Source organism: Pseudomonas sp. D47, assembly GCF_045447305.1.
Lineage (GTDB): Bacteria > Pseudomonadota > Gammaproteobacteria > Pseudomonadales > Pseudomonadaceae > Aquipseudomonas.
Genome location: NZ_JBJGXU010000019.1, coordinates 41,243 through 64,513, shown reverse-complemented (window position 1 = coordinate 64,513; position 23,271 = coordinate 41,243). Strand labels below are relative to the sequence as shown.

Sequence of the window (23,271 nt, the reverse complement as noted above, 5' to 3'; positions counted from 1 at the left end):
CTTACCCCAGCAAGCGCCTGAACCCCTCGATCGACAGTGGCCGACTGTGCAAATAGCCCTGGTACAAATGGCAGCCCAGCTTCTGCAGGAACGCCAGTTGTTCCGGGGTTTCCACGCCTTCGGCAATCACTTCCAGGTTCAAACTGTGGGCCATGGCCACAATGGCGCGGATGATTTCGGCGTCGTTGGGGTCGTGGGTTGCATCGCGCACAAAGGACTGGTCGATTTTCAGCGCATCCACCGGCAGGCGCTTGAGGTAGGTCAGCGACGAGTAGCCGGTGCCGAAATCATCCATAGCAAAACTCACGCCGAGCTTTTTAAGGCGGCGCATCTTAGCCACGGTTTCGTCCAGGTTCTGGATCACAATGCCTTCGGTGATCTCCAGTTTCAGCAAGTTATAGGGCAGCTTATGGTGTGTGAGGCTGTGTTCCACCCGTTCCACGAAGTCGCTCTGGCGGAACTGCCTGGGGCTGATATTCACGCACAAGCTGAAATTCAGTGGGTCCACCAGGCCCTCGGCGATCAACTGCGCGAATGCGCCGCACGCTTCATCAAGAATCCAGGTGCCGACTTCCAGGATCAGGCCGCTGTCCTCCAGCACCTTGATAAATTCCGTGGGTGACTGCGCGCCCAGTTGCGGGTGCTGCCAGCGCACCAAGGCTTCGGCGCCGATGATACGGTTGCCACGCGCATCCACCTGGGGTTGGTAATGCACGCTGAACTCACCGCGCGACAGCGCCAGGCGCAGGTCGGTCTCCATGCGCAGGCGCTCGCTGGCGGTTTTTTGCATGCTGTTGTGAAACATCTGCGTGGTGTTACGCCCCGAGTCCTTGGCCCGATAGAGCGCAATGTCGGCGCGTTTGAGCAGGTCCGCCGGGGTGGAGCCATGGTCCGGGATCAGCGCCACGCCAATGCTCGGCGTGACCTGCAAGCGTTGGCCATCGAGAAACATCGGTTCCGAGAGCAATTCGCGCAGGGTGTCGGCCAGTTCCTGCACCTGGGCGCTGACTTGCGCCCGCGTACCGTCCAGGCCGCTAAGTAGCACCACAAACTCATCGCCACCCAGGCGCGCCACCGTGTCCTCCATGCGCACGCTGGCTTCCAGGCGCGCGGTGACGATTTTCAGCACGGTGTCGCCCACCGGATGGCCGAGGGAGTCGTTGATGTGCTTGAAATGGTCGAGGTCGAGAAACAACAGGGCGCCGCGCAGGTTATGGCGTTTGAGCAGGGCGATTTGCTGGCTCAGGCGGTCCATCAGCAAGGCGCGGTTGGGCAGGTTGGTCAACGGGTCGTGATAAGCCAGGTGGCGAATCTGCGCCTGGGCGTTTTTCAGCAGGCTCACGTCTCGCGCGGTCAGCAGCAGGCACGGCGTTTCATTCAGCGTAATCGGCTCTACCGAGACCTCCACGGCCAACAACTCGCCGCGTTTGTTGTGCCAGAGCATTTCCAAGTGATGAATGCGGCCCTTGATCTGCAGCTCGGCCAACAGCGCGGCGCGCTGGTTTTCATCGGCCCAGATGCCGATCTGGTACAGCGTCAGGCCGATGGCCTCTTCGGCGCGATAACCGGTCAGGCGGCAGAAGCCGTCGTTGACCTCCACATATCGGCCGGTGTCGCGCTCGGTGATAGAAATGGCGTCGGGGCTGGAGTGGAAGGCCTTGGCGAATTTCTCTTCACTGGCCTTCAGCGCGGCCTCCGAGCGCTGCTGTTGGGTGATGTCGCGAAGCGTGGTGACGATGCATGGCTGGTCGCCGACCTTGATCAAGCGGCTAGAGATCATGCAGGTCAGGCTCTGGCCGTTTTTGTGACGCGCCACGATGGCCACGTTGCTCAGTGCCTGCTCGCGAATCACCTGTTCGATACGTTGCAGGCGTTTGCTGGAGTCGTCCCATAAACCGATCTGCTCGGCGCTCTTGTTGATGACCTCGGCGGCGCTCCAGCCAAAGGTCTGGGTAAAGGCCGGGTTGATTTCGATAAAGGTGCCGCCGTCCAGGCAGGTGACGCAGATGGGGTCGGGGCTGGCCTGGAACAGGCTGGCGAATTTCTCTTCGGACGCGGTGATCCGCTGTTCGCGTTCCACTTGGTCGGTGATGTCGAGCAAGGTGCCGGCCATGCGCAGAGGTTTGCCGGCTTCGTCACGATACAGGCGCGCGCGGCTTTCCAGGTAGCGAGGGCTGCCGCATTCCGTCAGCACGCGGTAGGTCAACTGGTAGTTACCGTCCGAGCCTTCACGCAAGCTGCGATAGGCGTTGCGCATGCCCTCGCGGTCTTCATCGGACATGCCCTCAAAAAACGCGTCGAAGGATTCGTGGAATTGCTCCGGCGGCAGGCCATGCAGTTGGGCGGCGCGGGCCGAGCCGTAGAGCATGCCCGTGGGGATGTGCCAGTCCCAGGTGCCCAGTTGCGCCGAGTTCAGGGCCAGGTCGAGGCGTTCCTGGCTGTCTTTCAAGGCTTGCTCGGCGTTTTTACGTTCGGTGGTGTCGAGGAACGTGCTGATCAGGTAGGCCTCGCCCTCCAACTCGACTTTCTGCGCGCTGAGGGTGCCATCGTGAATCTGGCCGTTACTGGCGCAGAACTGCACCTCCATGGTGATCGGCTCGCCCTTGCGCTGGGTGGCCTTGACCAGCAGCGCGCGCTGTTCGGGGTCGCGCCACAGCCCGAGGTCCAGGGTGGTGCGGCCGATGACATCGGCCACTGGCCAGCCGAAGAGCATCTCGAAATACTGGTTGGCTTCGCTGATCCGGCCATCAGATTGGCGCGTCAGTAGAACCATATTGGGGCACAGGTGAAACAACGTGGCGAAGCGTTTTTCCGAGTGGCTGAGGGCGTGCTCGCGCTCGCGCTGGCGGGTGGTTTCGCGGATCACCCCGATCATGCGGCGCCGACCGGTCTTGTCCGGCGCCAGGCTGCCATTGATTTCCAGCCAATGATGGCTGCCGTCCGGCCATTGGATGTGGTGGTGCGTGGCTTGCTCGAACGGCTCGCCCGCCAGCACGGCGTGAAAGGCCCGCACCACTCGCGCACGATCTGACGGTGCCAGCAGGTCCAGGTAGTCCAGGTCAGTGGGTAAAGGTTGGCGGGGGTCGAAACCGAACAGCGCTTGGGTGCCGCGTGACCAACTTATCCGCCCGGTATCGATTTCCCACCACCACGCGCCCAGGCGGGCAGCATTGAGGGCTGCCAGCAATTGCGGGGCGCTGTCCCAGCTTTGTTCCGCCTCTTGAGGGTCCAAGGCGTAAATACGGGGCAGGGGTGGCACGGAATCGACGGGGTTGCGCATTATCAATGGGCCTTGGCTCAATGGGCGTTCGGCGCGGCTTTAATCAGACCTTGAGGCCGCACAGCTTCATGCCGGTATCGCTGGCAGATCGACCTGTGCATCCAGTAGGCTCATGAAAGCCCGCGCAGCGTTCGACAGCGTCCTTTCGGTGTGCACGATATAGCCTAGCTGGCGACTGAGTTGTATGCCCGGCAAAGCGATACTTGCCACCTGATCATCGAGCATGGTGCGCGGCAACACGCTCCAGGCCAGGCCGATGGATACCATCATTTTTATAGTTTCCAAGTAGTTAGTGCTCATCGCGATGTTCGGCGTCAGGCCCTGGGCTTCGAACAAGCGCCTGACAATATGGTGGGTAAAGGTATTGCCGCCCGGGAACACCGCCGGGTGCTTGGCAATATCGGCCAAGTTGACCGTGCCATTGCCGGTCAAGCTGTGTTCCGGCGCGACCACGAAATCCAGCGGGTCGTCCCACACCGGCGTGGCACGGACCAGGTTGTGCGGGTCGGGCGCCAAGGTGATCACCGCCACTTCGGCGCGGCCGTGGAGGATTTCCTCGTAGGCCACTTCCGAGTCGAGGAACTGAATATCCAGCGCCACATTGGGGTACTCGCGCGTAAAGGCGCGCAGGATCGGCGGCAGGCGATGCAGGCCGATGTGATGGCTGGTGGCCAATGTCAGGCGACCGCTGACTTCGCCGCTCAGGTTGGTGAGGGCGCGGCGGGTGTCGTCCAGCACATTGAGGATCTGATACGCACGTGGCAGCAGGGCGCGCCCGGCCTCGGTCAGGCCGACTTCACGGCCCAGACGGTCGAATAAACGTACCTTTAATTGTTGTTCCAGCCCGGCAATGCGCTTGCTGATGGCCGGTTGTGTCAGGTGCAGGCGTTCACCTGCACCGGAGAAGCTGCCGGTCTCGGCGATGGCAATAAAGGCATTGAGGTTGGCCAAGTCCATGGTGGTATTCCAGTTGGTAATCCAAAGCATAAAAAATATGAATTTGAGTTATTTAATGTAGCGCCATACCATCAGCCTCACAAGCCAAAGGGTTATTGAATTGCTCAAGACCCGGGGCATAGAAAGACCGATGATGAGGACCGACTGATGGCCGGCAAAACGCTTTACGACAAGCTTTGGGATTCCCATGAAGTGAAACGGCGCGACGATGGCTCGTCGCTGATCTACATCGACCGTCACATCATCCATGAAGTGACCTCGCCCCAAGCGTTCGAAGGCCTGCGACTGGCCGGGCGCAAGCCTTGGCGCGTCGACTCCATCATCGCCACCCCGGACCACAACGTGCCGACCACGCCTGAGCGTAAAGGCGGCATCGACGCGATCGTCGACACCGTGTCGCGCCTTCAGGTGCAGACCCTCGACGACTATTGCGATGAATATGGCATCACCGAATTCAAGATGAATGACGTGCGTCAAGGCATCGTTCACGTGATCGGCCCGGAGCAGGGCGCGACCTTGCCGGGCATGACCGTGGTCTGCGGCGACTCCCACACCTCCACCCATGGTGCGTTCGGCGCCTTGGCCCATGGCATCGGCACTTCCGAGGTGGAGCATGTGTTCGCCACCCAGTGCCTGGTCGCCAAAAAGATGAAGAACATGTTGGTGTTGGTCGAAGGCCAACTGCCCTTCGGCGTGACCGCCAAAGACATCGTGCTCGCCGTGATCGGCAAGATCGGCACCGCCGGCGGTAACGGCCATGCCATCGAGTTCGCCGGGAGCGCGATTCGCGACCTGTCTATTGAAGGCCGCATGACCATCTGCAATATGTCCATCGAAGCCGGTGCCCGCGTAGGCATGGTAGCAGCGGACGAAAAGACCGTTGAATACGTCAAGGGCCGTCCATTCGCGCCGAAAGGCGCCGATTGGGATACCGCCGTCGAAGCCTGGAAAGACTTGGTCTCCGACGCCGATGCGGTGTTTGACACCGTGGTCGAGCTCGACGCTGCCCAGATCAAGCCGCAAGTCAGTTGGGGCACCTCGCCCGAGATGGTTCTGGCCGTTGATCAAAACGTGCCGGACCCGGCCAAAGAAGCCGACCTGGTCAAGCGTGGCTCCATCGAGCGCGCCTTGAAATACATGGGCTTGAAAGCCAATCAGGCGATTACCGACATCCAGTTGGATCGCGTGTTTATCGGTTCCTGCACCAACTCGCGGATTGAAGACTTGCGCGCTGCGGCGGTGATCGCCAAGGGCCGCAAAGTCGCCTCGACCATTAAGCAAGCCATCGTGGTGCCAGGTTCGGGGTTGGTCAAAGCTCAAGCCGAAGCCGAAGGCCTGGACAAGATCTTCCTCGAAGCCGGTTTTGAATGGCGCGAGCCGGGCTGCTCCATGTGCCTGGCGATGAACCCGGACCGTTTGGAGTCGGGCGAGCATTGCGCGTCCACCTCCAACCGTAACTTCGAAGGGCGTCAGGGCGCCGGTGGGCGTACCCACTTGGTCAGCCCGGCCATGGCCGCTGCCGCTGCCGTCAACGGTCGTTTCATCGACGTTCGCGAATTGATCTGAGGAAAACCCGATGAGAGCTTTTACCCAACACACAGGTTTAGTCGCGCCGTTGGACCGTGCCAACGTCGACACCGACCAGATCATCCCCAAGCAGTTCTTGAAGTCGATCAAGCGCACCGGTTTCGGCCCAAACCTCTTCGACGAGTGGCGCTACCTGGACGTGGGCTACGCCTACCAGGACAACTCCAAGCGCCCGTTGAACAAGGATTTTGTGCTCAACGCCGAGCGTTACCAAGGCGCCAGCGTGTTGCTGGCCCGGGAAAACTTCGGCTGCGGCTCCAGCCGTGAGCACGCGCCGTGGGCCCTGGAAGAATACGGCTTTCGCAGCATCATCGCGCCGAGCTACGCCGACATCTTCTTCAACAACAGCTTCAAGAACGGCTTGCTGCCGATCATCTTGAGCGACGCCGAAGTGGACGAGCTGTTCAAACAAGTCGAAGCCGATGTGGGCTACCAGCTCACGGTTGACCTGGCAGCGCAGACGGTGACCCGTCCGGACGGCAAGGTGTACCACTTTGAAGTCGACGCGTTCCGTAAGCACTGCCTGATCAACGGCCTGGACGATATCGGCCTGACCTTGCAGGACGGCGATGCGATTGCCGCCTTTGAAACCAAGCACCGGGCCAGCCAGCCTTGGTTGTTTCGCGACGCCTGATTTGCGGTAGGCCGTGCGGGCCCCATCGCGGGCAAGCCCGGCTCCCACATGTTGACCTGTGAACACGGTCAACTGTGGGAGCTGGCTTGCCTGCGATAGCGCCCGTACCAACACCACAAAACCCAAGGAAGCTCACCATGACCAACACCGCCCACACCCAAGTCGTGCAAAAACAATTCGGCGAGCAAGCCTCGGCTTACCTGAGCAGTGCCGTGCACGCCCAAGGCACCGAATTCGCGCTGCTGCAGGCCGAACTGGCCGGGGCCGGTGCGGCACGCCTGCTGGATTTGGGTTGCGGTGCCGGGCATGTGAGTTTTCATGTGGCACCGCTGGTGAAAGAAGTGGTGGCCTACGACCTTTCCCAGCAGATGCTCGACGTGGTCGCGGCCGCTTCAAAAGACCGTGGGCTGGACAACATCCGCACCGTGCACGGCGCCGCCGAACGCTTGCCGTTCGCCGATGGCGAGTTCGACTTCGTGTTCAGCCGTTACTCAGCCCACCACTGGAGCGACCTGGGCCTGGCCCTGCGTGAAGTCCGTCGGGTACTCAAGCCGGGCGGTGTGGCGGCGTTTGTGGATGTCTTGTCACCGGGCAGCCCGCTGTTGGACACTTACCTGCAAACCGTCGAAGTGCTGCGCGACACCAGCCACGTGCGCGATTATTCCGCCGGCGAGTGGATGCGCCAGCTCAGCGAGGCCGGCCTGCACGTGCGCAACAGCAGCCGTCAGCGTTTGCGCCTGGAATACACCTCGTGGGTCGAGCGCATGCGCACGCCAGAGGTATTGCGTGCTGCAATCCTTGAGCTGCAAAAGGCGATGGGCCAGGAAGTACGCGATTACTACGAGATTCAAGCCGACGGCACCTTCAGCACCGACGTGCTGGTGGTCTTTGCCGAACGCTGATTAATTTTCCCGACCTGCCTGCGGGCGGGTCGCTTGATGAAATGAGGAACGCATGAGCAAGCAGATTCTGATTCTTCCTGGCGACGGTATTGGTCCGGAAATCATGGCCGAGGCGGTCAAGGTCCTGGAATTGGCCAACAGCAAGTACAGCCTGGGCTTCGAATTGAGCCACGACGTGATCGGCGGCGCCGCCATCGACAAGCACGGCGTGCCGCTGGCCGACGAGACTCTGGACCGCGCCCGTGCGGCTGACGCGGTGCTGCTCGGCGCCGTGGGCGGCCCGAAATGGGACAAGATCGAACGCGACATCCGCCCTGAGCGCGGCCTGCTCAAGATCCGTGCGCAACTGGGCCTGTTCGGCAACCTGCGCCCGGCGATCCTCTATCCGCAACTGGCCGATGCGTCGAGCCTCAAGCCGGAAGTGGTTGCAGGCCTGGACATCCTGATCGTGCGTGAACTGACCGGCGGTATCTACTTCGGCTCGCCACGCGGCGTGCGCACGCTTGAGAATGGCGAGCGCCAGGCCTACGACACGCTGCCGTACAGCGAGAGCGAAATCCGCCGTATCGCCCGTGTCGGTTTCGACATGGCCCGTGTGCGCGGCAAAAAGGTCTGCTCGGTCGATAAAGCTAACGTACTGGCCTCCAGCCAGCTGTGGCGCGAAATCGTCGAAGAAGTCGCCAAGGACTACCCCGACGTCGAACTAAGCCACATGTACGTCGACAACGCCGCCATGCAACTGGTGCGTGCACCCAAGCAGTTCGACGTGATCGTCACCGATAACCTGTTCGGCGACATCCTGTCCGACCAGGCCTCGATGCTCACCGGTTCTATCGGCATGCTGCCGTCGGCGTCCCTGGACACCCACAACAAAGGCATGTACGAGCCGTGCCACGGTTCGGCGCCGGACATCGCAGGGCATGGCATTGCCAACCCGTTGGCGACGATTTTGTCGGTGTCGATGATGTTGCGTTACAGCTTCAACCTGAGTGACGCGGCCGATGCCATCGAGAAGGCTGTAAGCCTGGTGCTGGATCAAGGTTTGCGCACCGGTGACATTTGGTCACAGGGTTGCACCAAAATCGGCACGCAAGAAATGGGCGACGCAGTAGTCGCCGCGCTGCGGAATCTGTAATCTCTCCGGCCCGCTTGCAGTTGTTGCTGCAAGGCGGCCCACTTTTTAACAAGGTGTAGTTGCGATGAAACGTGTAGGTCTGATCGGTTGGCGCGGTATGGTCGGTTCCGTGCTCATGCAGCGGATGCTGGAAGAGCAGGATTTCGATCTTATTGAGCCGGTGTTTTTCACCACTTCGAACGTAGGTGGCCAAGGGCCGTCCGTGGGCAAGGATATTGCTCCGCTCAAGGACGCCTACAGCATTGAAGAGCTGAAAACCCTCGACGTGATTCTGACCTGCCAGGGTGGCGACTACACCAGCGAAGTCTTCCCCAAGCTGCGTGAAGCCGGCTGGCAGGGTTACTGGATCGACGCCGCCTCGAGCCTGCGCATGCAGGACGACGCGGTGATCATCCTCGACCCGGTGAACCGCAGGGTCATCGACCAACAGTTGGACGCCGGCACCAAGAACTACGTGGGCGGCAACTGCACCGTCAGCCTGATGCTGATGGGCCTGGGCGGCTTGTTCGAAGCCGGTCTGGTCGAGTGGATGAGCGCCATGACCTATCAGGCGGCCTCCGGCGCCGGCGCGCAGAACATGCGTGAACTGATCAAGCAGATGGGCGCGACCCACGCAGCCGTTGCCGATCAACTGGCGGACCCTGCCAGTGCGATCCTCGACATCGACCGTCGTGTGGCCGAAGCCATGCGCAGCGATGCCTACCCGACCGAGAACTTCGGCGTGCCATTGGCCGGTAGCCTGATCCCGTGGATCGACAAAGAGCTGCCGAACGGCCAGAGCCGCGAAGAGTGGAAGGCCCAGGCTGAGACCAACAAGATCCTCGGTCGCTTCAAGAGCCCGATCCCGGTGGACGGCATTTGCGTGCGCATCGGCGCCATGCGCTGCCACAGCCAGGCGCTGACCATCAAGCTGAACAAAGACGTGCCGATCGCCGATATCGAAGGGTTGATCAGCCAGCACAACCCTTGGGTCAAACTGGTGCCGAACAACCGTGACATCAGCATGCAGGAGCTGAGCCCAACCAAGGTTACCGGCACCCTGAATGTACCGGTCGGCCGTCTGCGTAAGCTGAACATGGGGACTCAGTACCTGGGCGCGTTCACTGTTGGTGACCAACTGCTGTGGGGCGCGGCTGAACCGCTGCGTCGTATGCTGCGGATTTTGCTGGAGCGTTGATCGCTTAATGCTGTACGAAAAACCCGCGACTGGTGAAAGGCGCGGGTTTTTTGTTGCCCTTGAGGCCCTCATCGCGGGCAAGCCCGCTCCCACATTTTGATTTGTGAATACATTCAAGTGTGGAGGGGGCGGGCTGGCCCGCGATGAGCATAGGTATCTACACATCTTTTTATGGGTTGAATTCTTTGGTTGTTGCGGGGGCGCGGGGTGCATATCCGTTATTTGGGTAACGGCTGCTATGGGTTCCGCTCTTACAGCGGGTCACTTTTGGAAAAGAGCCCGGAATGCCGGCCCAGCCAAAAGTAACCAAAAGGGCTCTTGCCCCACCACTCGGCACCTCGCTTAGGCTCGGTGTGCCCTCACCCCCGCTCCAAAGCCTGCGTTCGGCCAGCGTGGTTTAACGGGGCGCCTAAGATCAAGATCAAAAGCAAGAGCACGGCGGCCTAGTAGCCGACCTGAGTGGTTGAAGCAAATCAAAAGCAAAGCCGAGGCGGCCTGACAGCCGACCTGATCTCTGAAACTGAACTCAATCTAATGTGGGAGCTGGCTTGCCTGCGATGGCATCAACTCGGTGTACTTGATGGACCGAGGTGTCTGCATCGCAGCGGTGCGGCGATCCGACAAGCCAGCTCCCACAGAAAAGCAGAGCACTGCGGTGCTGGCAGTCGAACTCGGTCAAAATTGTGGGAGCGGGTTTGCTCGCGAAGGCGGTGGGTCAGCCAGCTCATGTGTAACTGACCCACCGCCTTCGCGAGCAAGCCCGCTCCCACATTGGGATCTCATTACATCAGCTAGATAGGGTGGTGCTCTGCTTCTGCTCTGCTTCTGCCCTGCTTTTGCTTCTACCACTCAGGTCGGCTACTAGGCCGCCGTGCTCTTGCTTTTGATCTTGATCTTAGGCGCCCCGTTAAACCACGATGGCCGAACGCAGGCTTGAATCCGTGGGTAACCCGGCAGGACGCCGGGTTAGCCGCGATGGGCCAAGGATGGCCCATGGCGGCGGCCCACGGATTCAAGCCGGAGTGAGGGCATGCCGAGCCTAGGCGAGGCACCGAGTGGTGGGGCAAGAGCCCTTTTGGTTACTTTTGGGGCTCTTTTCCAAAAGTGACCCGCCGTAAGGGCGGAACCCTACGAAGCCGTTACCGCAGCAACGGATATGTACTCACATCTACCTAAAAACCCCGTCAAAAGCTCAGCGCAACACAAAAAGTTGCGTAGATACCTATGCCGCGATGAGGTCATCAGCCCCACCACAAAAACCAGGTTAATTGCCTCACTCCCAACCACCCGTTAAAGTGCCGCTCCCCCCGCAATGCCCGAGGCAGCCACCATGACCCAGACCTTTGAAATCGCCGTGATCGGCGCCACCGGAACCGTTGGCGAAACCCTGGTGCAGATTCTCGAAGAACTGGATTTCCCGGTAGGCACCCTGTATCTGCTGGCGGGCAGTAACTCGGCCGGTGCATCAGTGCCGTTTCGCGGCAAGAACGTGCGGGTCAAGGAAGTCGATGAGTTCGACTTCAAAAAAGCGCAGTTGGCCTTCTTCGCGGCAGGCCCGGCGGTAACCCAGAGTTTCGCCCCGCGCGCGATCGCTGCCGGTTGCTCGGTGATCGACCTGTCCGGCGCCTTGCCGGCCGATCAGGCGCCTCAAGTGGTGCCGGAAGCCAATGCGCATATCCTCAACGGTTTGAAAAAGCCCTTCCAACTCGGCAGCCCAAGCCCATCCGCTACCAACCTGGCCGTCGTCCTCGCGCCGCTGCGCGGGTTGCTGGACATCCAACGCGTCAGCGTCACTGCCAACCTGGCCGTATCCGCCCAGGGTCGCGAGGCTGTCAGTGAACTGGCCCGGCAGACCGCCGAACTGTTAAACGTACGCCCGCTGGAGCCCAAGTTCTTTGATCGGCAGATGGCCTTCAACCTGCTGGCACAAGTCGGCACGCCAGACGCCCAGGGGCATACAGCCCTGGAGAAACGTCTCGTGCACGAGCTGCGCGCAGTGCTGGAAACTCCTTTGCTAAAGATTTCCGCAACTTGCGTTCAAGCCCCGGTGTTTTTTGGCGATAGCCTGACAGTGTCATTGCAGTTGGGCGCGCCGGTCGACCTTACGGCGGTCAACCGCGCACTTGAGGCGGCGCCAGGTATCGAGCTGGTGGAAGAGGGCGACTACCCTACGCCGGTTGGGGATGCGGTCGGCCAGGATGTAGTCTACGTCGGCCGGGTGCGTGCGGGCGTGGACGACCCGGCGGAACTAAATCTGTGGCTGACGTCAGATAACGTACGCAAGGGGGCGGCACTCAACGCGGTGCAGCTGGCGCAGTTGTTGATAAAAAGCCTTGCGTAAAAGATACTTGGCGGCAATTTGTAGATTGATTCTAACCAAGCGCTATGCTTGGTCCAAAGCGGAACAGAAGCGCGTCGGTGACCTATCGGCTCGCCATGCCTAATGGCAGCGGTTACCAACCTTCTCGCAGGTCGGGGAGTGTTCAGACAAAGGATGAGGCTATGGTTCAAGTTCGCAAACTGGTGTTAGCAATAGCGGCCGCCTCGGCGCTGTCCTCCGGTATGGCGCAGGCGCTGCAGCTTGGGGAGATGACCCTCAAGTCGAAGTTGAACCAGCCGTTGTCAGTGGAAATCGAATTGCTCGATGTCGGTGGCCTTACGGCTTCCGAGATCACGCCCAGCCTGGCGTCTGACCAGGCATATGTGGATGCGGGCGTGGATCGCCAGGCGTTTCTCAATGACCTGACATTTACCCCAGTGGTCAATCCAAGTGGCCGCAGTGTGGTGCGCGTTACCTCCAGCAAGCCGCTGCCCGATTCCTACGTACGTTTCTTGTTGCAGGTGCAATGGCCTAACGGCCGCCTGATGCGCGACTACAGTGTGCTGCTCGACCCGGCGAAGTTTGAGCAATCGACGCCCGCCGTCAGCGCGCCTGCACCGCGCTTGAGTGCGCCGTCTGCTACAGCGCCCGCCCGCACTGCACCGACTGTCAGCAAGGCTGCCCAGCACACCACGACGCCTCACGACACCTTGTGGGAAATTGCCGCGAAGAATCGCAACGGCGCCTCGGTCCAGCAAACCATGCTGGCTATTCAGGCGCTCAACCCTGATGCGTTTCTAGACGGCAATATCAACCGCTTGAAAACCGGCCAGGTATTGCGCCTGCCGGATCGCGTGCAAGCGACCAGCCTGCCGCAGCCTGAGGCAATTGCCGAAGTGACCGCGCAAAACGCGGCCTGGCGCGAAGGGCGCCGCACGGCTAAAAATCAAGCCGCTGGCAAGCAGCAACTGGACGCGACCAAGCGCACCCAGGCGGGCAATGCGCCGGCGAGCACCAGCGCCAAGGATAATTTGAGCCTGGTCTCGGCCGAATCCGCCAAGCCGGGCGCGAAGGGCAAGGCCGGTGATAGCCGGGCGCTAAACGACAAGCTGGCGATGACCCAGGAAGAACTGGACACCACGCGCCGCGACAATGCCGAGCTGAAAAGCCGTGCGGCGGACCTGCAAAGCCAACTGGATAAGCTGCAAAAACTGATTCAGCTGAAAAATGATCAGTTGGCTAAGTTGCAGGCTGAAAACGGTAACCCGGCAGCGGCGGCAACAGCGGCGATGCCCGCTCAGTTGGCCGGTGAGCCTGCGGCCACTGCGCCGGCAGCGGATACCACGCCGACTGCAGCAGCGCCTGCGCCCGAGCCAATCAAGCCGGATGCCGCGCCTGCTGCCGCCGCCGAAGGCAAATTCAACGAGCTGCTGACCAACCCGGTTGTGCTTGGTGTCATTGGCGGCGCGGCCGGTCTGTTGGTGTTGTTGCTCCTGCTGCTGTGGGCGCGTCATCGCAATGCCCGTCTCGAAGAGGAAAAGCACCTGCGGATGGCGCGGGCGCTGGCTGAAGAGCCGCAATTCTCCCCGAGCGTAGAGCACGATCTGCCACCGGACAGCTTTGAAGGTCTGGAAGTGGTGGCGCCGAACGTCAAGATGGCTGCCGCTCCTGCGCCCGCACCTGCTGCGGTTGCCGAGCCGGTGGTGGTGCCGTCGGTTGCCTCCGTGCTTTCGCCCTTGGCCGCTGCAGTGGCTCCGCAAAATTCCAGCGATTCGCTGGCACAAGCTCAATCCCATATTGATCGCGGTCATTTGAACCAGGCTGCCGACGTCCTTCAGCAGGCGATCAAGCACGAGCCAAAACGCAGCGACCTGCGTTTGAAGTTGATGGAGGTTTACGGCCTGCAAGGCGATAAGGACGGCTTCATCAGCCAGGAGCGTCAACTGGTGGCCACGGGTGAAAATCACGCCCAGGTTGAACAACTAAAAGGCCGCTTCCCGGGCATGGCTGTGTTGGCAGCGGGCGTCAGTGCTGCGGTTGCTGCGGCAGCCTTGGACGCGCAATACGTCAAGAACTTGCTGGAAGACAAGCCGGCCGCGCCGGCTCCAGTACCAGACGCTTTCGACACCGATTTTGACTTGAGCCTGGACGATCTGGAAGCCGCTTCACCTGCCGTGGTTCGCCCGGAGGATGAGCTGAGTTTTGAATCTGTCCTGCAGCGCCAGACCGAAGCCAAGACTGCCCCGGACGATCTGTCGGACTTCGACCTGGACCTGCAACTGGAAGCGCCGTCTTCCACCCAAGCTGACGACGATTTCCTTTCCGGCCTTGAAGAGCAGATGAAGGATGTGCAGGCGGCTCAGCCGCCGACGCTCACGCCCGCCGCGTTGGACGACTTGGACCTGCCGGAAGACTTCGACTTGTCCCTGGCTGACGAGCCGCAAGCACCGGCTGCAACCAAGCCGGATGCCTTCGCGTCTGAGTTGGATGACGTCAACGCCGAGTTGGATCGCCTGTCCCAGAGCCTGGAGCATCCGCCGATCGAGCCTTCGTTCACCGCTGAAGACGCAGCGTCGGGCGGTGATGAGCCGGAATTTGATTTCCTCTCCGGCACCGACGAGGTTGCCACCAAGTTGGACCTGGCCCAGGCCTACATCGACATGGGCGATGCCGACGGTGCGCGCGACATCCTTTCCGAAGTGCTGACCGAAGGCGATGAGGCCCAGCGTGGTGAGGCCAAGGAAATGCTCGGCAAAATCTAAGGTGCAACGCAGAACCAATGTGGGAGCTGACTTGCCTGCGACGCGGGCAACTCGGTTTATCTGTTACACCGCATTGATGCAATCGCAGGCAAGCCAGCTCCCACACATCAGGCCTTCGCATGGCTTGCAACAAAAGCGCCCCTCATATCTGCTCCGCCTTTATAATGGCCGCCTTTGCGCAACTCATCGGGCTCTCAGTTCTTGGCAAATATAGATAACGCGGCCGCCGAAATGGCAGCCGCAGGCTTTAATCGCATCGCCCTGGGCGTGGAATACAAAGGCTCGCGCTATCGCGGCTGGCAGCGCCAGGCCTCTGGTGTGCTGACGGTGCAGGAAACCCTCGAAAACGCGTTATCGAAGGTCGCCGATTCGCCGGTGTCGCTGATGTGTGCCGGGCGTACCGATGCCGGTGTGCACGCCTGCGGCCAAGTGGTGCACTTCGATACCCAGGCCGAGCGCACGATGAAGGCGTGGGTGATGGGCGCAAATATCAATTTGCCGCATGACGTCAGCGTCACTTGGGCCAAGGTCATGCCTGCGGATTTTCATGCGCGCTTCAAGGCCATCGCCCGGCGCTACCGCTATGTGATCTACAACGATCAGATCCGCCCGGCGCACCTCAATCAAGAAATCACCTGGAATCACCGCCCGCTGGACGCCGAGCGCATGGCCGAGGCCGCGCAGCATTTGGTCGGCGTGCATGATTTCAGTGCGTTCCGTGCCGGCCAGTGTCAGGCCAAGTCGCCGATCAAGGAAGTGCATCACCTGCGCGTGACCCGTCACGGCAAGATGATCGTGCTGGATATCCGTGCCGGCGCCTTCCTGCACCATATGGTGCGCAACATTGCCGGCGTGTTGATGACCATCGGCACCGGCGAGCGCCCGGTGGAGTGGGCGAAGGAAGTGTTGGAAAGCCGTGTTCGTCGTACCGGCGGGGTGACCGCGCACCCGTTCGGCCTTTATCTGGTGGATGTGGAGTACCGCGACGAGTTCGAATTGCCCGATCGTTTCATCGGGCCACACTTCCTCACAGGTTTCAGCGAACTTGGCGGCTGACGCCCGGAAAAGCTTTTGTTACCATCCGGGACTTTCTCGGTTCAACCCCTGAGGTTTCTACGATATGGCAGCCGTTCGCAGCAAGATTTGCGGGATTACTCGCATAGAAGACGCGCTGGCGGCTGTCGAGGCGGGGGCGGACGCCATTGGTTTGGTGCTTTATGCCAAGAGCCCACGGGCTGTGAACGTGTTGCAGGCGCGGGCGATCATCGCCGCGCTGCCGCCGTTCGTGACCACCGTGGGCTTGTTCGTCAACGCCAGCCGTTGCGAACTCAACGAAACCCTGGATGCCGTGCAGCTCGACATGCTGCAGTTTCACGGCGACGAAAGCCCTGACGAATGTGAAAGCTACCAGCGCCCGTATATTAAGGCGTTGCGCGTCAAGTCCGGGGATGACATCGCTGCCGCATGTGCTGCCTATACTGGCGCTCGCGCAATCTTGTTGGACACTTATGTCGAAGGTGTGCCCGGTGGTACGGGTGAGGCGTTTGACTGGTCGTTGATACCCGAGGGCCTGAGCAAGCCGATCATCCTGGCCGGTGGGCTCAACCCCGCGAATGTCGGGGCGGCCATTGAGCGGGTCCGGCCGTATGCCGTGGATGTCAGCGGTGGGGTAGAGCAGGGCAAAGGCATCAAGGATCACCACAAGATTCGCGCGTTCATGCACGCCGTGCGCAACAGCAGTGGCGCGATGTGACGGCTGGCAGTCTGCCGCCGTCCATAACTACCACTGTGTAAAACAGCACCGGCGCCGCCTGCGGGAGGCCCGGAAATGAAGTGGCAACCCTGCGCTGGCAGGTTGTCTGGAAGGCTGAGGGTACAGGCAGGAAATGGCCGGTCGAGCGTCTGACCCCGTCCAGTCTGTGTCATCGCCACATATGAATTTAGCTCAAGGGCATACGCGGGGCTGTGTTCAAGCCACCGGTACTGGAGAAAGAAAGCATGAGCAACTGGTTAGTAGACAAACTGATCCCTTCGATCATGCGTTCCGAGGTGAAGAAAAGCTCGGTTCCTGAAGGTCTGTGGCATAAGTGCCCCTCCTGCGACGCGGTGCTGTACCGCCCGGAGCTGGAAAAGACTCTGGATGTTTGCCCCAAGTGCAACCACCACATGCGTATCGGCGCCCGCGCCCGCATCGACATCTTCCTCGACGCCGATGGCCGTGCCGAGTTGGGTGCTGAGCTGGAGCCGGTTGACCGTCTCAAGTTCCGCGACGGCAAGAAGTACAAGGACCGCCTGACCGCTGCGCAGAAGCAGACCGGTGAGAAAGACGCGCTGATTTCTGTCAGCGGCAAGTTGCTGGGCATGCCGGTGGTGGTTTCCGCATTTGAATTCTCCTTTATGGGCGGCTCCATGGGTGCCATCGTTGGTGAGCGTTTCGTACGTGCCGCCAATTACGCCCTGGAAAACCGTTGCCCGATGATCTGCTTCGCCGCCTCCGGTGGCGCGCGTATGCAGGAAGCGCTGATCTCCCTGATGCAAATGGCCAAGACCTCCGCGGTGCTGGCGCGTCTGCGTGAAGAAGGCATCCCGTTCATCTCCGTGCTGACCGACCCGGTCTACGGTGGTGTTTCCGCCAGCCTGGCGATGCTGGGTGATGTGATCGTCGGCGAACCTAAAGCCCTGATCGGCTTTGCCGGCCCGCGCGTGATCGAGCAGACCGTTCGCGAAAAACTGCCCGAAGGTTTCCAGCGCAGCGAGTTCCTGCTGGAGCACGGCGCCATCGACATGATCATCGCCCGTGGCGAGCTGCGTCCACGCCTGGGTAACCTGCTGGCGCAAATGATGGGCCTGCCGACACCTGTGTACGTCGCGCCTAAAATCGAACCGATTGTTGTGCCGCCGGTGCCTGCAAACCTATGACCCAACGTACCCTGGGCGAATGGCTCGCCTACCTTGAGCAGTTGCATCCGTCAGCCATCGACATGGGCCTGGAGCGCTCGCAACAGGTAGCGGCCCGCCTTGGGTTGGGCCGGCCGGCGCCGCGTGTGATCACGGTGACCGGCACCAACGGCAAAGGCTCTACCTGCGCCTTTGTCGCTGCGCTGCTGCAAGCCCAAGGGCTGAAAGTCGGCGTCTACAATTCCCCGCACCTGCTGCGTTATAACGAGCGGGTGCAGCTCAATGGCGTCGAAGCCACTGACGAGCAGCTCTGCGAAGCCTTTGCCGCACTGGATGCCGGGCGGGGTGAGATTTCCCTGACTTACTTCGAGATGGGCACCCTGGCGGCGTTCTGGCTGTTCGAGCGTGCGCAATTGGACGTGGTCGTCCTGGAAGTCGGCTTGGGTGGGCGGCTGGACACGGTCAACGTGGTGGATGCCGACCTGGCGCTGGTCACCAGCATTGGTGTTGATCATGCCGATTACCTGGGCAATACCCGTGAGTCGGTGGCCTTTGAAAAGGCCGGGATCTTGCGCCAGGGCAAGCCTGCGCTGTGTGGTGACCTGGACTCGCCGCAGCCCTTGCTCGACAAGGTGCGCGAGCTGGGTTGCCCGTTTTACCTGCGCGGCCGCGAATTCAATCTCGAGATCGGCGCTCAGCATTGGCAATGGCGTGGGCATGACGCGCGTGGCCAAGTGGTCGAATTACGCGATCTGCCGCTGCTGAACCTACCGATGGAAAACGCCGCGCTCGCGCTGCAAGCCTACCTGCTGCTGGAGCTGCCTTGGCATGCCGAGCAGATTGCTGCCACATTGCTGGCAACCCGTGTAGTTGGGCGACTGGATCGTCGCACCTTCGAGTGGGAAGGCAAGCGCCTCAACCTGTTGCTGGATGTGGGGCATAACCCCCACGCCGCTGAGTACTTGGCGCAACGCCTGTCACGCACGCCGCCGGTCGGTCGTCGCCTGGCGGTGTTCGGGTTGTTGGTGGATAAAGACTTGGGCGGCGTAGTTGCGCCGTTGTTGGGCAATGTCCAAGCTTGGGCGGTCGCGCCGCTGGATACGCCGCGCAGTCGCCCGGCTGCTGAGTTGGAAGTGGCTTTGCAGAACCTTGGTGCGCCGGTGGCGTCGTATGCAAGCGTCACCGCTGCGCTTGAAGCGCAGTGCGCGGTGGCCACGGCCGAGGACGAGATTCTGTTGTTCGGATCATTTTATTGTGTTGCCGAGGCGCTAGAGTGGTTGGCCCGGCGCTCCACGGAGGAAGCTGCACATGGCATTACTGGATAGCGCGTACAAGCAGCGAATGGTTGGAGCCCTGGTGTTGGTGGCATTGGCGGTGATTTTCCTGCCGATGCTGTTTTCCCGCCAGGACGAACAGCGCCAGGTAGTGGTTGAGGCTCCGGCTACGCCCCAGGCACCGACGGTGCCTCAGGTTCAGGTTGAGCCGGTGGTGGTGCCCGATCCGCAAGCATTGCCTGAAGAGCCTGTGCCGAGCGATGAGGAGGTGGCTGCGCAGCAGGCGCCGACCATGCCGGTGCAGCCGAGTGTTCCGGTGGCCAAGCCGGCGCCTGCCCCAGCCGCCCCCGTCGTCGCTGCCAAGCCGGCCGCGCCAGCCCCTGCGCCCAAGCCGGTGGCGCCGCAACCTGCCGCGCCGGGTAAGCCGGATGTGGGCCAAAGCCGCATCGACCCGAATGGCTTGCCGATCAGTTGGTCGATCCAGCTCGCCAGCCTGGCCAATCGTGATAGCGCCGAAGCCTTGCAGAAAAAACTGCGTACTCAGGGCTACAACGCCTATATCCGCAGTGCCGATGGCAAAAACCGGGTGTTTATCGGGCCGTTGATCGAGCGTGCCGAGGCGGACCGCCTGCGGGACTTGCTGGGTCGCCAGCAGAATCTGAATGGTTTTGTGGTGCGTTTCCAGCCTGAGCGCGGGTGAATAACTGCAAGCTTCTGATTGGAATGCAGGCCGAATGTGGGAGCTGGCTTGCCTGCGATAGCGGTGGCTCAGTCAACAGCGATGTTGGGTGCGCCTGCCTCGTCGCAGGCAAGCCAGCTCCCACATTGTTTTTTGGTGGTCTTGAAAGCGCGTTCGCTCTACGCAACCCATTGATTTGCAAAGCACCCGCAATCACAGCTTACCGATAGCCCGGCGCTCTGCTAAAATGCGCCGCCTTATCCGTACGTAGGCTGCACTGTGCCATTTACCTGGGTTGATTGGGCGATCGTTGCAATCGTCGCCATCTCCGCATTGATCAGTCTAAGCCGCGGCTTCGTAAAAGAAGCACTGTCGTTGCTGACCTGGATCATCGCAGGAGTCGTAGCCTGGATGTTCGGTGGTTCACTGTCGGTTTACCTGGCCGGTTACATCGAGACACCTTCGGCTCGCGTCATCGCGGGCTGCGCCATCATGTTCATCGCCACGCTGCTGGTGGGGGCAATGGTCAATTATCTTATTGGCGAGTTGATACGTGTCACCGGCCTCTCAGGGACCGATCGATTTCTCGGCATGGCCTTCGGCGCCGCGCGTGGCGCATTGCTGGTGGTTGTGGCGGTTGGGCTGTTGAGCCTGGGGCCGGTACAGCAGGATTCGTGGTGGCAGGAGTCGGTACTCGTGCCAAAATTTCTATTGGTTGCAGATTGGTCCAAGAACCTCATTTTGGGGTGGAGCAGTCAGTGGCTGGCCAGCGGAATCAGCGTACCCGCTGATCTTCCGTTCAAGGAACACCTCTTACCGGCCAAAACGCCTCAGTAAGCTGTGTTCAGTCAAGATTCATTAAGTAGGGGTTGCGTCGCATGTGTGGCATCGTCGGTATCGTCGGTAAGTCGAACGTCAATCAGGCGCTGTATGACGCGCTAACCGTCCTCCAGCACCGCGGCCAGGACGCTGCCGGTATTGTGACCAGCCACGACGGCCGGTTATTCCTGCGCAAGGACAATGGTCTGGTGCGTGACGTGTTCCATCAGCGTCACATGCAGCGCCTCGTCGGGCACATGGGCATTGGCCATGTGCGTTACCCGACTGCTGGTAGCTCGACCTCGGCCGAAGCTCAACCGTTTTACGTCAACTCGCCTTACGGCATCACCCTGGCGCACAACGGTAACCTGACCAACGTTGAACAGCTGGCCAAGGAGATTTACGAATCTGACCTGCGCCACGTCAACACCAGCTCCGACTCGGAGGTGCTGCTCAACGTGTTCGCCCACGAGTTGGCCCAGCGCGGCAAGCTGCAGCCGACCGAAGAAGACGTGTTCGCTGCCGTGACTGACGTGCACAACCGTTGCGTCGGTGGTTACGCGGTCGTGGCCATGGTCACCGGTTACGGCATCGTCGGTTTCCGCGATCCGCACGGCATCCGCCCGATCGTGTTCGGCCAGCGTCACACCGACGAAGGCGTCGAATACATGATCGCCTCCGAAAGCGTGTCCCTCGACGTGCTGGGCTTCACCCTGATCCGCGACCTCGCGCCGGGCGAAGCGGTCTACATCACCGAAGACGGCAAGTTGCACACTCGTCAATGCGCTGTGGCACCAAAACTCACCCCGTGCATCTTCGAGCACGTCTACCTGGCGCGTCCGGATTCGATCATCGACGGCGTTTCGGTGTACAAGGCGCGCCTGCGCATGGGCGAGAAGCTGGCCGAGAAGATCCTGCGCGAGCGTCCTGAGCACGATATCGACGTGGTGATCCCGATCCCGGACACCAGCCGTACCGCTGCGTTGGAACTGGCCAACCACTTGGGCGTCAAGTTCCGCGAAGGCTTCGTCAAGAACCGCTACATCGGCCGCACCTTTATCATGCCCGGCCAGGCTGCGCGCAAGAAGTCGGTACGCCAGAAGCTCAACGCCATCGAGCTGGAATTCCGCGGCAAGAACGTGATGCTGGTGGACGATTCCATCGTACGCGGCACCACCTGCAAGCAGATCATCCAGATGGCCCGCGAAGCCGGCGCCAAGAACGTGTACTTCTGTTCTGCTGCACCTGCCGTGCGCTACCCGAACGTGTACGGTATCGACATGCCGAGCGCCCACGAACTGATCGCCCATAACCGTTCGACCCAGGACGTGGCTGACCTGATTGGCGCCGACTGGCTGATCTATCAGGACCTGTCGGACCTGATCGAAGCGGTCGGTGGTGGCAAGATCAAGATCGAGCAGTTCGACTGCGCCGTGTTCGATGGCAAGTACGTGACCGGTGATGTCGATGAGGCTTACCTGAACAAGATCGAGCAGGCGCGTAACGACTCGTCGAAGATCAAGACCCAGGCGGTCAGCGCGATTATCGATCTGTACAACAACTGAGTAAACACCGGCCCTGAGGGGCCGGTTTTGTATCTTAAATAAAGAATTGAGTAAGGAGTCGCAGCATGAGTCAGGAATGGGATGCCGGTCGCTTGGACAGCGACCTCGATGGCGTAGCTTTCGATACCCTGGCTGTGCGCGCTGGCCAGCACCGCACCCCGGAAGGTGAGCACGGTGACCCGATGTTCTTCACCTCCAGCTACGTGTTCCGCACCGCCGCCGACGCCGCCGCGCGTTTTGCCGGTGAAGTGCCGGGTAACGTGTATTCGCGCTACACCAACCCGACCGTGCGTGCGTTCGAGGAGCGTATCGCGGCTCTGGAAGGCGCTGAGCAGGCGGTGGCCACGGCGACCGGCATGGCTGCCATCCTGGCCGTGGTGATGAGCCTGTGCAGCGCTGGCGACCATGTGCTGGTGTCGCGCAGCGTGTTCGGTTCGACCATCAGCCTGTTCGAGAAGTACTTCAAGCGTTTTGGCATCGAAGTGGATTACGTGCCCCTGGCGGACCTGTCCGGTTGGGATGCGGCGATCAAGGCCAACACTAAATTGCTGTTTGTCGAGTCGCCGTCCAACCCGTTGGCCGAGCTGGTGGATATCGCTGCATTGTCCGAAGTGGCGCACGCCAAGGGCGCGATGCTGGTGGTCGACAACTGCTTCTGCACGCCTGCGTTGCAGCAGCCGTTGAAGCTGGGTGCGGACATTGTTGTGCACTCGGCCACCAAGTTCATCGATGGCCAGGGCCGTTGCATGGGCGGTGTAGTTGCTGGCCGCAGTGAGCAGATGAAAGAAGTGGTGGGCTTCTTGCGCACCGCCGGCCCGACTTTGAGCCCGTTCAATGCCTGGATCTTCCTCAAAGGCCTGGAAACCCTCAGCCTGCGCATGAAGGCCCATTGCGCCAATGCCCAGGCCCTGGCCGAGTGGCTGGAGCAGCAGGACGGTATCGAGAAGGTCCACTACGCAGGCCTCAAGAGCCACCCGCAACACGAATTGGCCCAGCGCCAGCAGCGTGGTTTCGGCGCCGTGGTCAGCTTCGAAGTGAAGGGTGGCAAAGAGGGCGCCTGGCGCTTTATCGATGCGACACGCTTGATCTCCATCACCGCCAACCTGGGTGATAGCAAGACCACCATTACGCACCCAAGCACCACCTCCCATGGTCGCCTGGCCCCGCAAGAGCGCGAGGCAGCCGGCATTCGTGACAGCCTGATCCGCATCGCGGTGGGCCTGGAAGATGTGGCTGACTTGCAGGCTGATCTGGCCCGCGGGCTGGCAGCCTTGTGATCGAG

The 23,271-nt window shown here is 61.0% G+C and carries 17 protein-coding genes; 15 read left to right on the top strand and 2 right to left on the bottom strand.

Annotation, left to right across the window (positions count from 1 at the left end; all coding sequences use genetic code 11):
- Window position 1: 1 nt before the first annotated feature.
- Together ACI77I_RS15045 and ACI77I_RS15040 are read right to left on the bottom strand one after the other, a co-directional pair.
- A complete protein-coding gene (locus ACI77I_RS15045) occupies window positions 2-3,280 on the bottom strand; it encodes an EAL domain-containing protein (protein ID WP_406997856.1) in 3,279 nt (1,092 codons plus the stop codon).
- 66 nt (window positions 3,281-3,346) lie between these two features.
- Window positions 3,347-4,237, bottom strand: a complete 891-nt coding sequence (locus ACI77I_RS15040; protein ID WP_094953211.1) for a LysR family transcriptional regulator — start codon at window positions 4,235-4,237, stop codon at window positions 3,347-3,349.
- A gap of 147 nt (window positions 4,238-4,384) precedes the next feature.
- On the opposite strand from ACI77I_RS15040, the gene leuC reads away from it, so the two are divergent.
- From leuC to ACI77I_RS14965, 15 genes are all read left to right on the top strand, one after another.
- Window positions 4,385-5,803: a 3-isopropylmalate dehydratase large subunit gene (leuC, locus tag ACI77I_RS15035; protein ID WP_094953213.1), complete on the top strand. Its 1,419-nt coding sequence runs from the start codon at window positions 4,385-4,387 to the stop codon at window positions 5,801-5,803.
- A gap of 10 nt (window positions 5,804-5,813) precedes the next feature.
- Entirely contained in the window at window positions 5,814-6,458 is a 645-nt protein-coding gene (leuD, locus tag ACI77I_RS15030; protein ID WP_094953214.1) for a 3-isopropylmalate dehydratase small subunit, read from the top strand.
- A gap of 137 nt (window positions 6,459-6,595) precedes the next feature.
- Window positions 6,596-7,360, top strand: coding sequence for a class I SAM-dependent methyltransferase (locus ACI77I_RS15025; protein ID WP_094953215.1), 765 nt, complete (start codon window positions 6,596-6,598; stop codon window positions 7,358-7,360).
- Window positions 7,361-7,412: 52 nt separating this feature from the next.
- Window positions 7,413-8,495, top strand: coding sequence for a 3-isopropylmalate dehydrogenase (gene leuB / locus ACI77I_RS15020; RefSeq protein WP_406997855.1), 1,083 nt, complete (start codon window positions 7,413-7,415; stop codon window positions 8,493-8,495).
- A gap of 64 nt (window positions 8,496-8,559) precedes the next feature.
- Entirely contained in the window at window positions 8,560-9,672 is a 1,113-nt protein-coding gene (gene asd, locus ACI77I_RS15015) for an aspartate-semialdehyde dehydrogenase (RefSeq protein WP_094953218.1), read from the top strand.
- Between the two features lie 1,330 nt (window positions 9,673-11,002).
- Window positions 11,003-12,013 (top strand): aspartate-semialdehyde dehydrogenase, encoded by a 1,011-nt coding sequence (locus tag ACI77I_RS15010; protein WP_406997854.1) that lies wholly within the window; start codon window positions 11,003-11,005, stop codon window positions 12,011-12,013.
- A gap of 161 nt (window positions 12,014-12,174) precedes the next feature.
- Window positions 12,175-14,754, top strand: coding sequence for a FimV/HubP family polar landmark protein (locus ACI77I_RS15005; RefSeq protein WP_406997853.1), 2,580 nt, complete (start codon window positions 12,175-12,177; stop codon window positions 14,752-14,754).
- 231 nt (window positions 14,755-14,985) lie between these two features.
- Window positions 14,986-15,810 carry a tRNA pseudouridine(38-40) synthase TruA gene (gene truA / locus ACI77I_RS15000; RefSeq protein WP_094953101.1) on the top strand — a complete coding sequence of 275 codons (825 nt, stop codon included), beginning with the start codon at window positions 14,986-14,988 and terminating at the stop codon, window positions 15,808-15,810.
- 64 nt (window positions 15,811-15,874) lie between these two features.
- Complete coding sequence (locus ACI77I_RS14995) at window positions 15,875-16,507, top strand: phosphoribosylanthranilate isomerase (RefSeq protein ID WP_406997852.1); 633 nt, start codon at window positions 15,875-15,877, stop codon at window positions 16,505-16,507.
- Window positions 16,508-16,752: 245 nt separating this feature from the next.
- A complete protein-coding gene (accD, locus tag ACI77I_RS14990) occupies window positions 16,753-17,673 on the top strand; it encodes an acetyl-CoA carboxylase, carboxyltransferase subunit beta (protein ID WP_094953099.1) in 921 nt (306 codons plus the stop codon).
- A complete protein-coding gene (gene folC, locus ACI77I_RS14985) occupies window positions 17,670-18,977 on the top strand; it encodes a bifunctional tetrahydrofolate synthase/dihydrofolate synthase (RefSeq protein ID WP_406997851.1) in 1,308 nt (435 codons plus the stop codon). The genes accD and folC overlap by 4 nt, the downstream gene beginning before the upstream one ends.
- Complete coding sequence (locus tag ACI77I_RS14980; RefSeq protein ID WP_406997850.1) at window positions 18,961-19,626, top strand: SPOR domain-containing protein; 666 nt, start codon at window positions 18,961-18,963, stop codon at window positions 19,624-19,626. Before folC ends, ACI77I_RS14980 begins: the two co-directional genes overlap by 17 nt.
- Window positions 19,627-19,884: 258 nt before the next feature.
- Entirely contained in the window at window positions 19,885-20,442 is a 558-nt protein-coding gene (locus ACI77I_RS14975; protein WP_003192538.1) for a CvpA family protein, read from the top strand.
- Between the two features lie 41 nt (window positions 20,443-20,483).
- Window positions 20,484-21,989: an amidophosphoribosyltransferase gene (purF, locus tag ACI77I_RS14970; RefSeq protein WP_094953096.1), complete on the top strand. Its 1,506-nt coding sequence runs from the start codon at window positions 20,484-20,486 to the stop codon at window positions 21,987-21,989.
- A 65-nt stretch (window positions 21,990-22,054) separates the two neighbouring features.
- Window positions 22,055-23,266, top strand: coding sequence for an O-succinylhomoserine sulfhydrylase (locus ACI77I_RS14965; protein ID WP_010566994.1), 1,212 nt, complete (start codon window positions 22,055-22,057; stop codon window positions 23,264-23,266).
- The last annotated feature ends 5 nt before the right edge of the window (window positions 23,267-23,271 follow it).

Excerpts from the sequence above, each read along its gene's own strand:
- ACI77I_RS15045 (WP_406997856.1), bottom strand. The coding sequence starts at position 3,280 with ATGCGCAACCCCGTCGATTCCGTGCCACCCCTGCCCCGTATTTACGCC.
- ACI77I_RS15040 (WP_094953211.1), bottom strand. The coding sequence starts at position 4,237 with ATGGACTTGGCCAACCTCAATGCCTTTATTGCCATCGCCGAGACCGGC.
- leuC (WP_094953213.1), top strand. The coding sequence starts at position 4,385 with ATGGCCGGCAAAACGCTTTACGACAAGCTTTGGGATTCCCATGAAGTG.
- leuD (WP_094953214.1), top strand. The coding sequence starts at position 5,814 with ATGAGAGCTTTTACCCAACACACAGGTTTAGTCGCGCCGTTGGACCGT.
- ACI77I_RS15025 (WP_094953215.1), top strand. The coding sequence starts at position 6,596 with ATGACCAACACCGCCCACACCCAAGTCGTGCAAAAACAATTCGGCGAG.
- leuB (WP_406997855.1), top strand. The coding sequence starts at position 7,413 with ATGAGCAAGCAGATTCTGATTCTTCCTGGCGACGGTATTGGTCCGGAA.
- asd (WP_094953218.1), top strand. The coding sequence starts at position 8,560 with ATGAAACGTGTAGGTCTGATCGGTTGGCGCGGTATGGTCGGTTCCGTG.
- ACI77I_RS15010 (WP_406997854.1), top strand. The coding sequence starts at position 11,003 with ATGACCCAGACCTTTGAAATCGCCGTGATCGGCGCCACCGGAACCGTT.
- ACI77I_RS15005 (WP_406997853.1), top strand. The coding sequence starts at position 12,175 with ATGGTTCAAGTTCGCAAACTGGTGTTAGCAATAGCGGCCGCCTCGGCG.
- truA (WP_094953101.1), top strand. The coding sequence starts at position 14,986 with ATGGCAGCCGCAGGCTTTAATCGCATCGCCCTGGGCGTGGAATACAAA.
- ACI77I_RS14995 (WP_406997852.1), top strand. The coding sequence starts at position 15,875 with ATGGCAGCCGTTCGCAGCAAGATTTGCGGGATTACTCGCATAGAAGAC.
- accD (WP_094953099.1), top strand. The coding sequence starts at position 16,753 with ATGAGCAACTGGTTAGTAGACAAACTGATCCCTTCGATCATGCGTTCC.
- folC (WP_406997851.1), top strand. The coding sequence starts at position 17,670 with ATGACCCAACGTACCCTGGGCGAATGGCTCGCCTACCTTGAGCAGTTG.
- ACI77I_RS14980 (WP_406997850.1), top strand. The coding sequence starts at position 18,961 with ATGGCATTACTGGATAGCGCGTACAAGCAGCGAATGGTTGGAGCCCTG.
- purF (WP_094953096.1), top strand. The coding sequence starts at position 20,484 with ATGTGTGGCATCGTCGGTATCGTCGGTAAGTCGAACGTCAATCAGGCG.
- ACI77I_RS14965 (WP_010566994.1), top strand. The coding sequence starts at position 22,055 with ATGAGTCAGGAATGGGATGCCGGTCGCTTGGACAGCGACCTCGATGGC.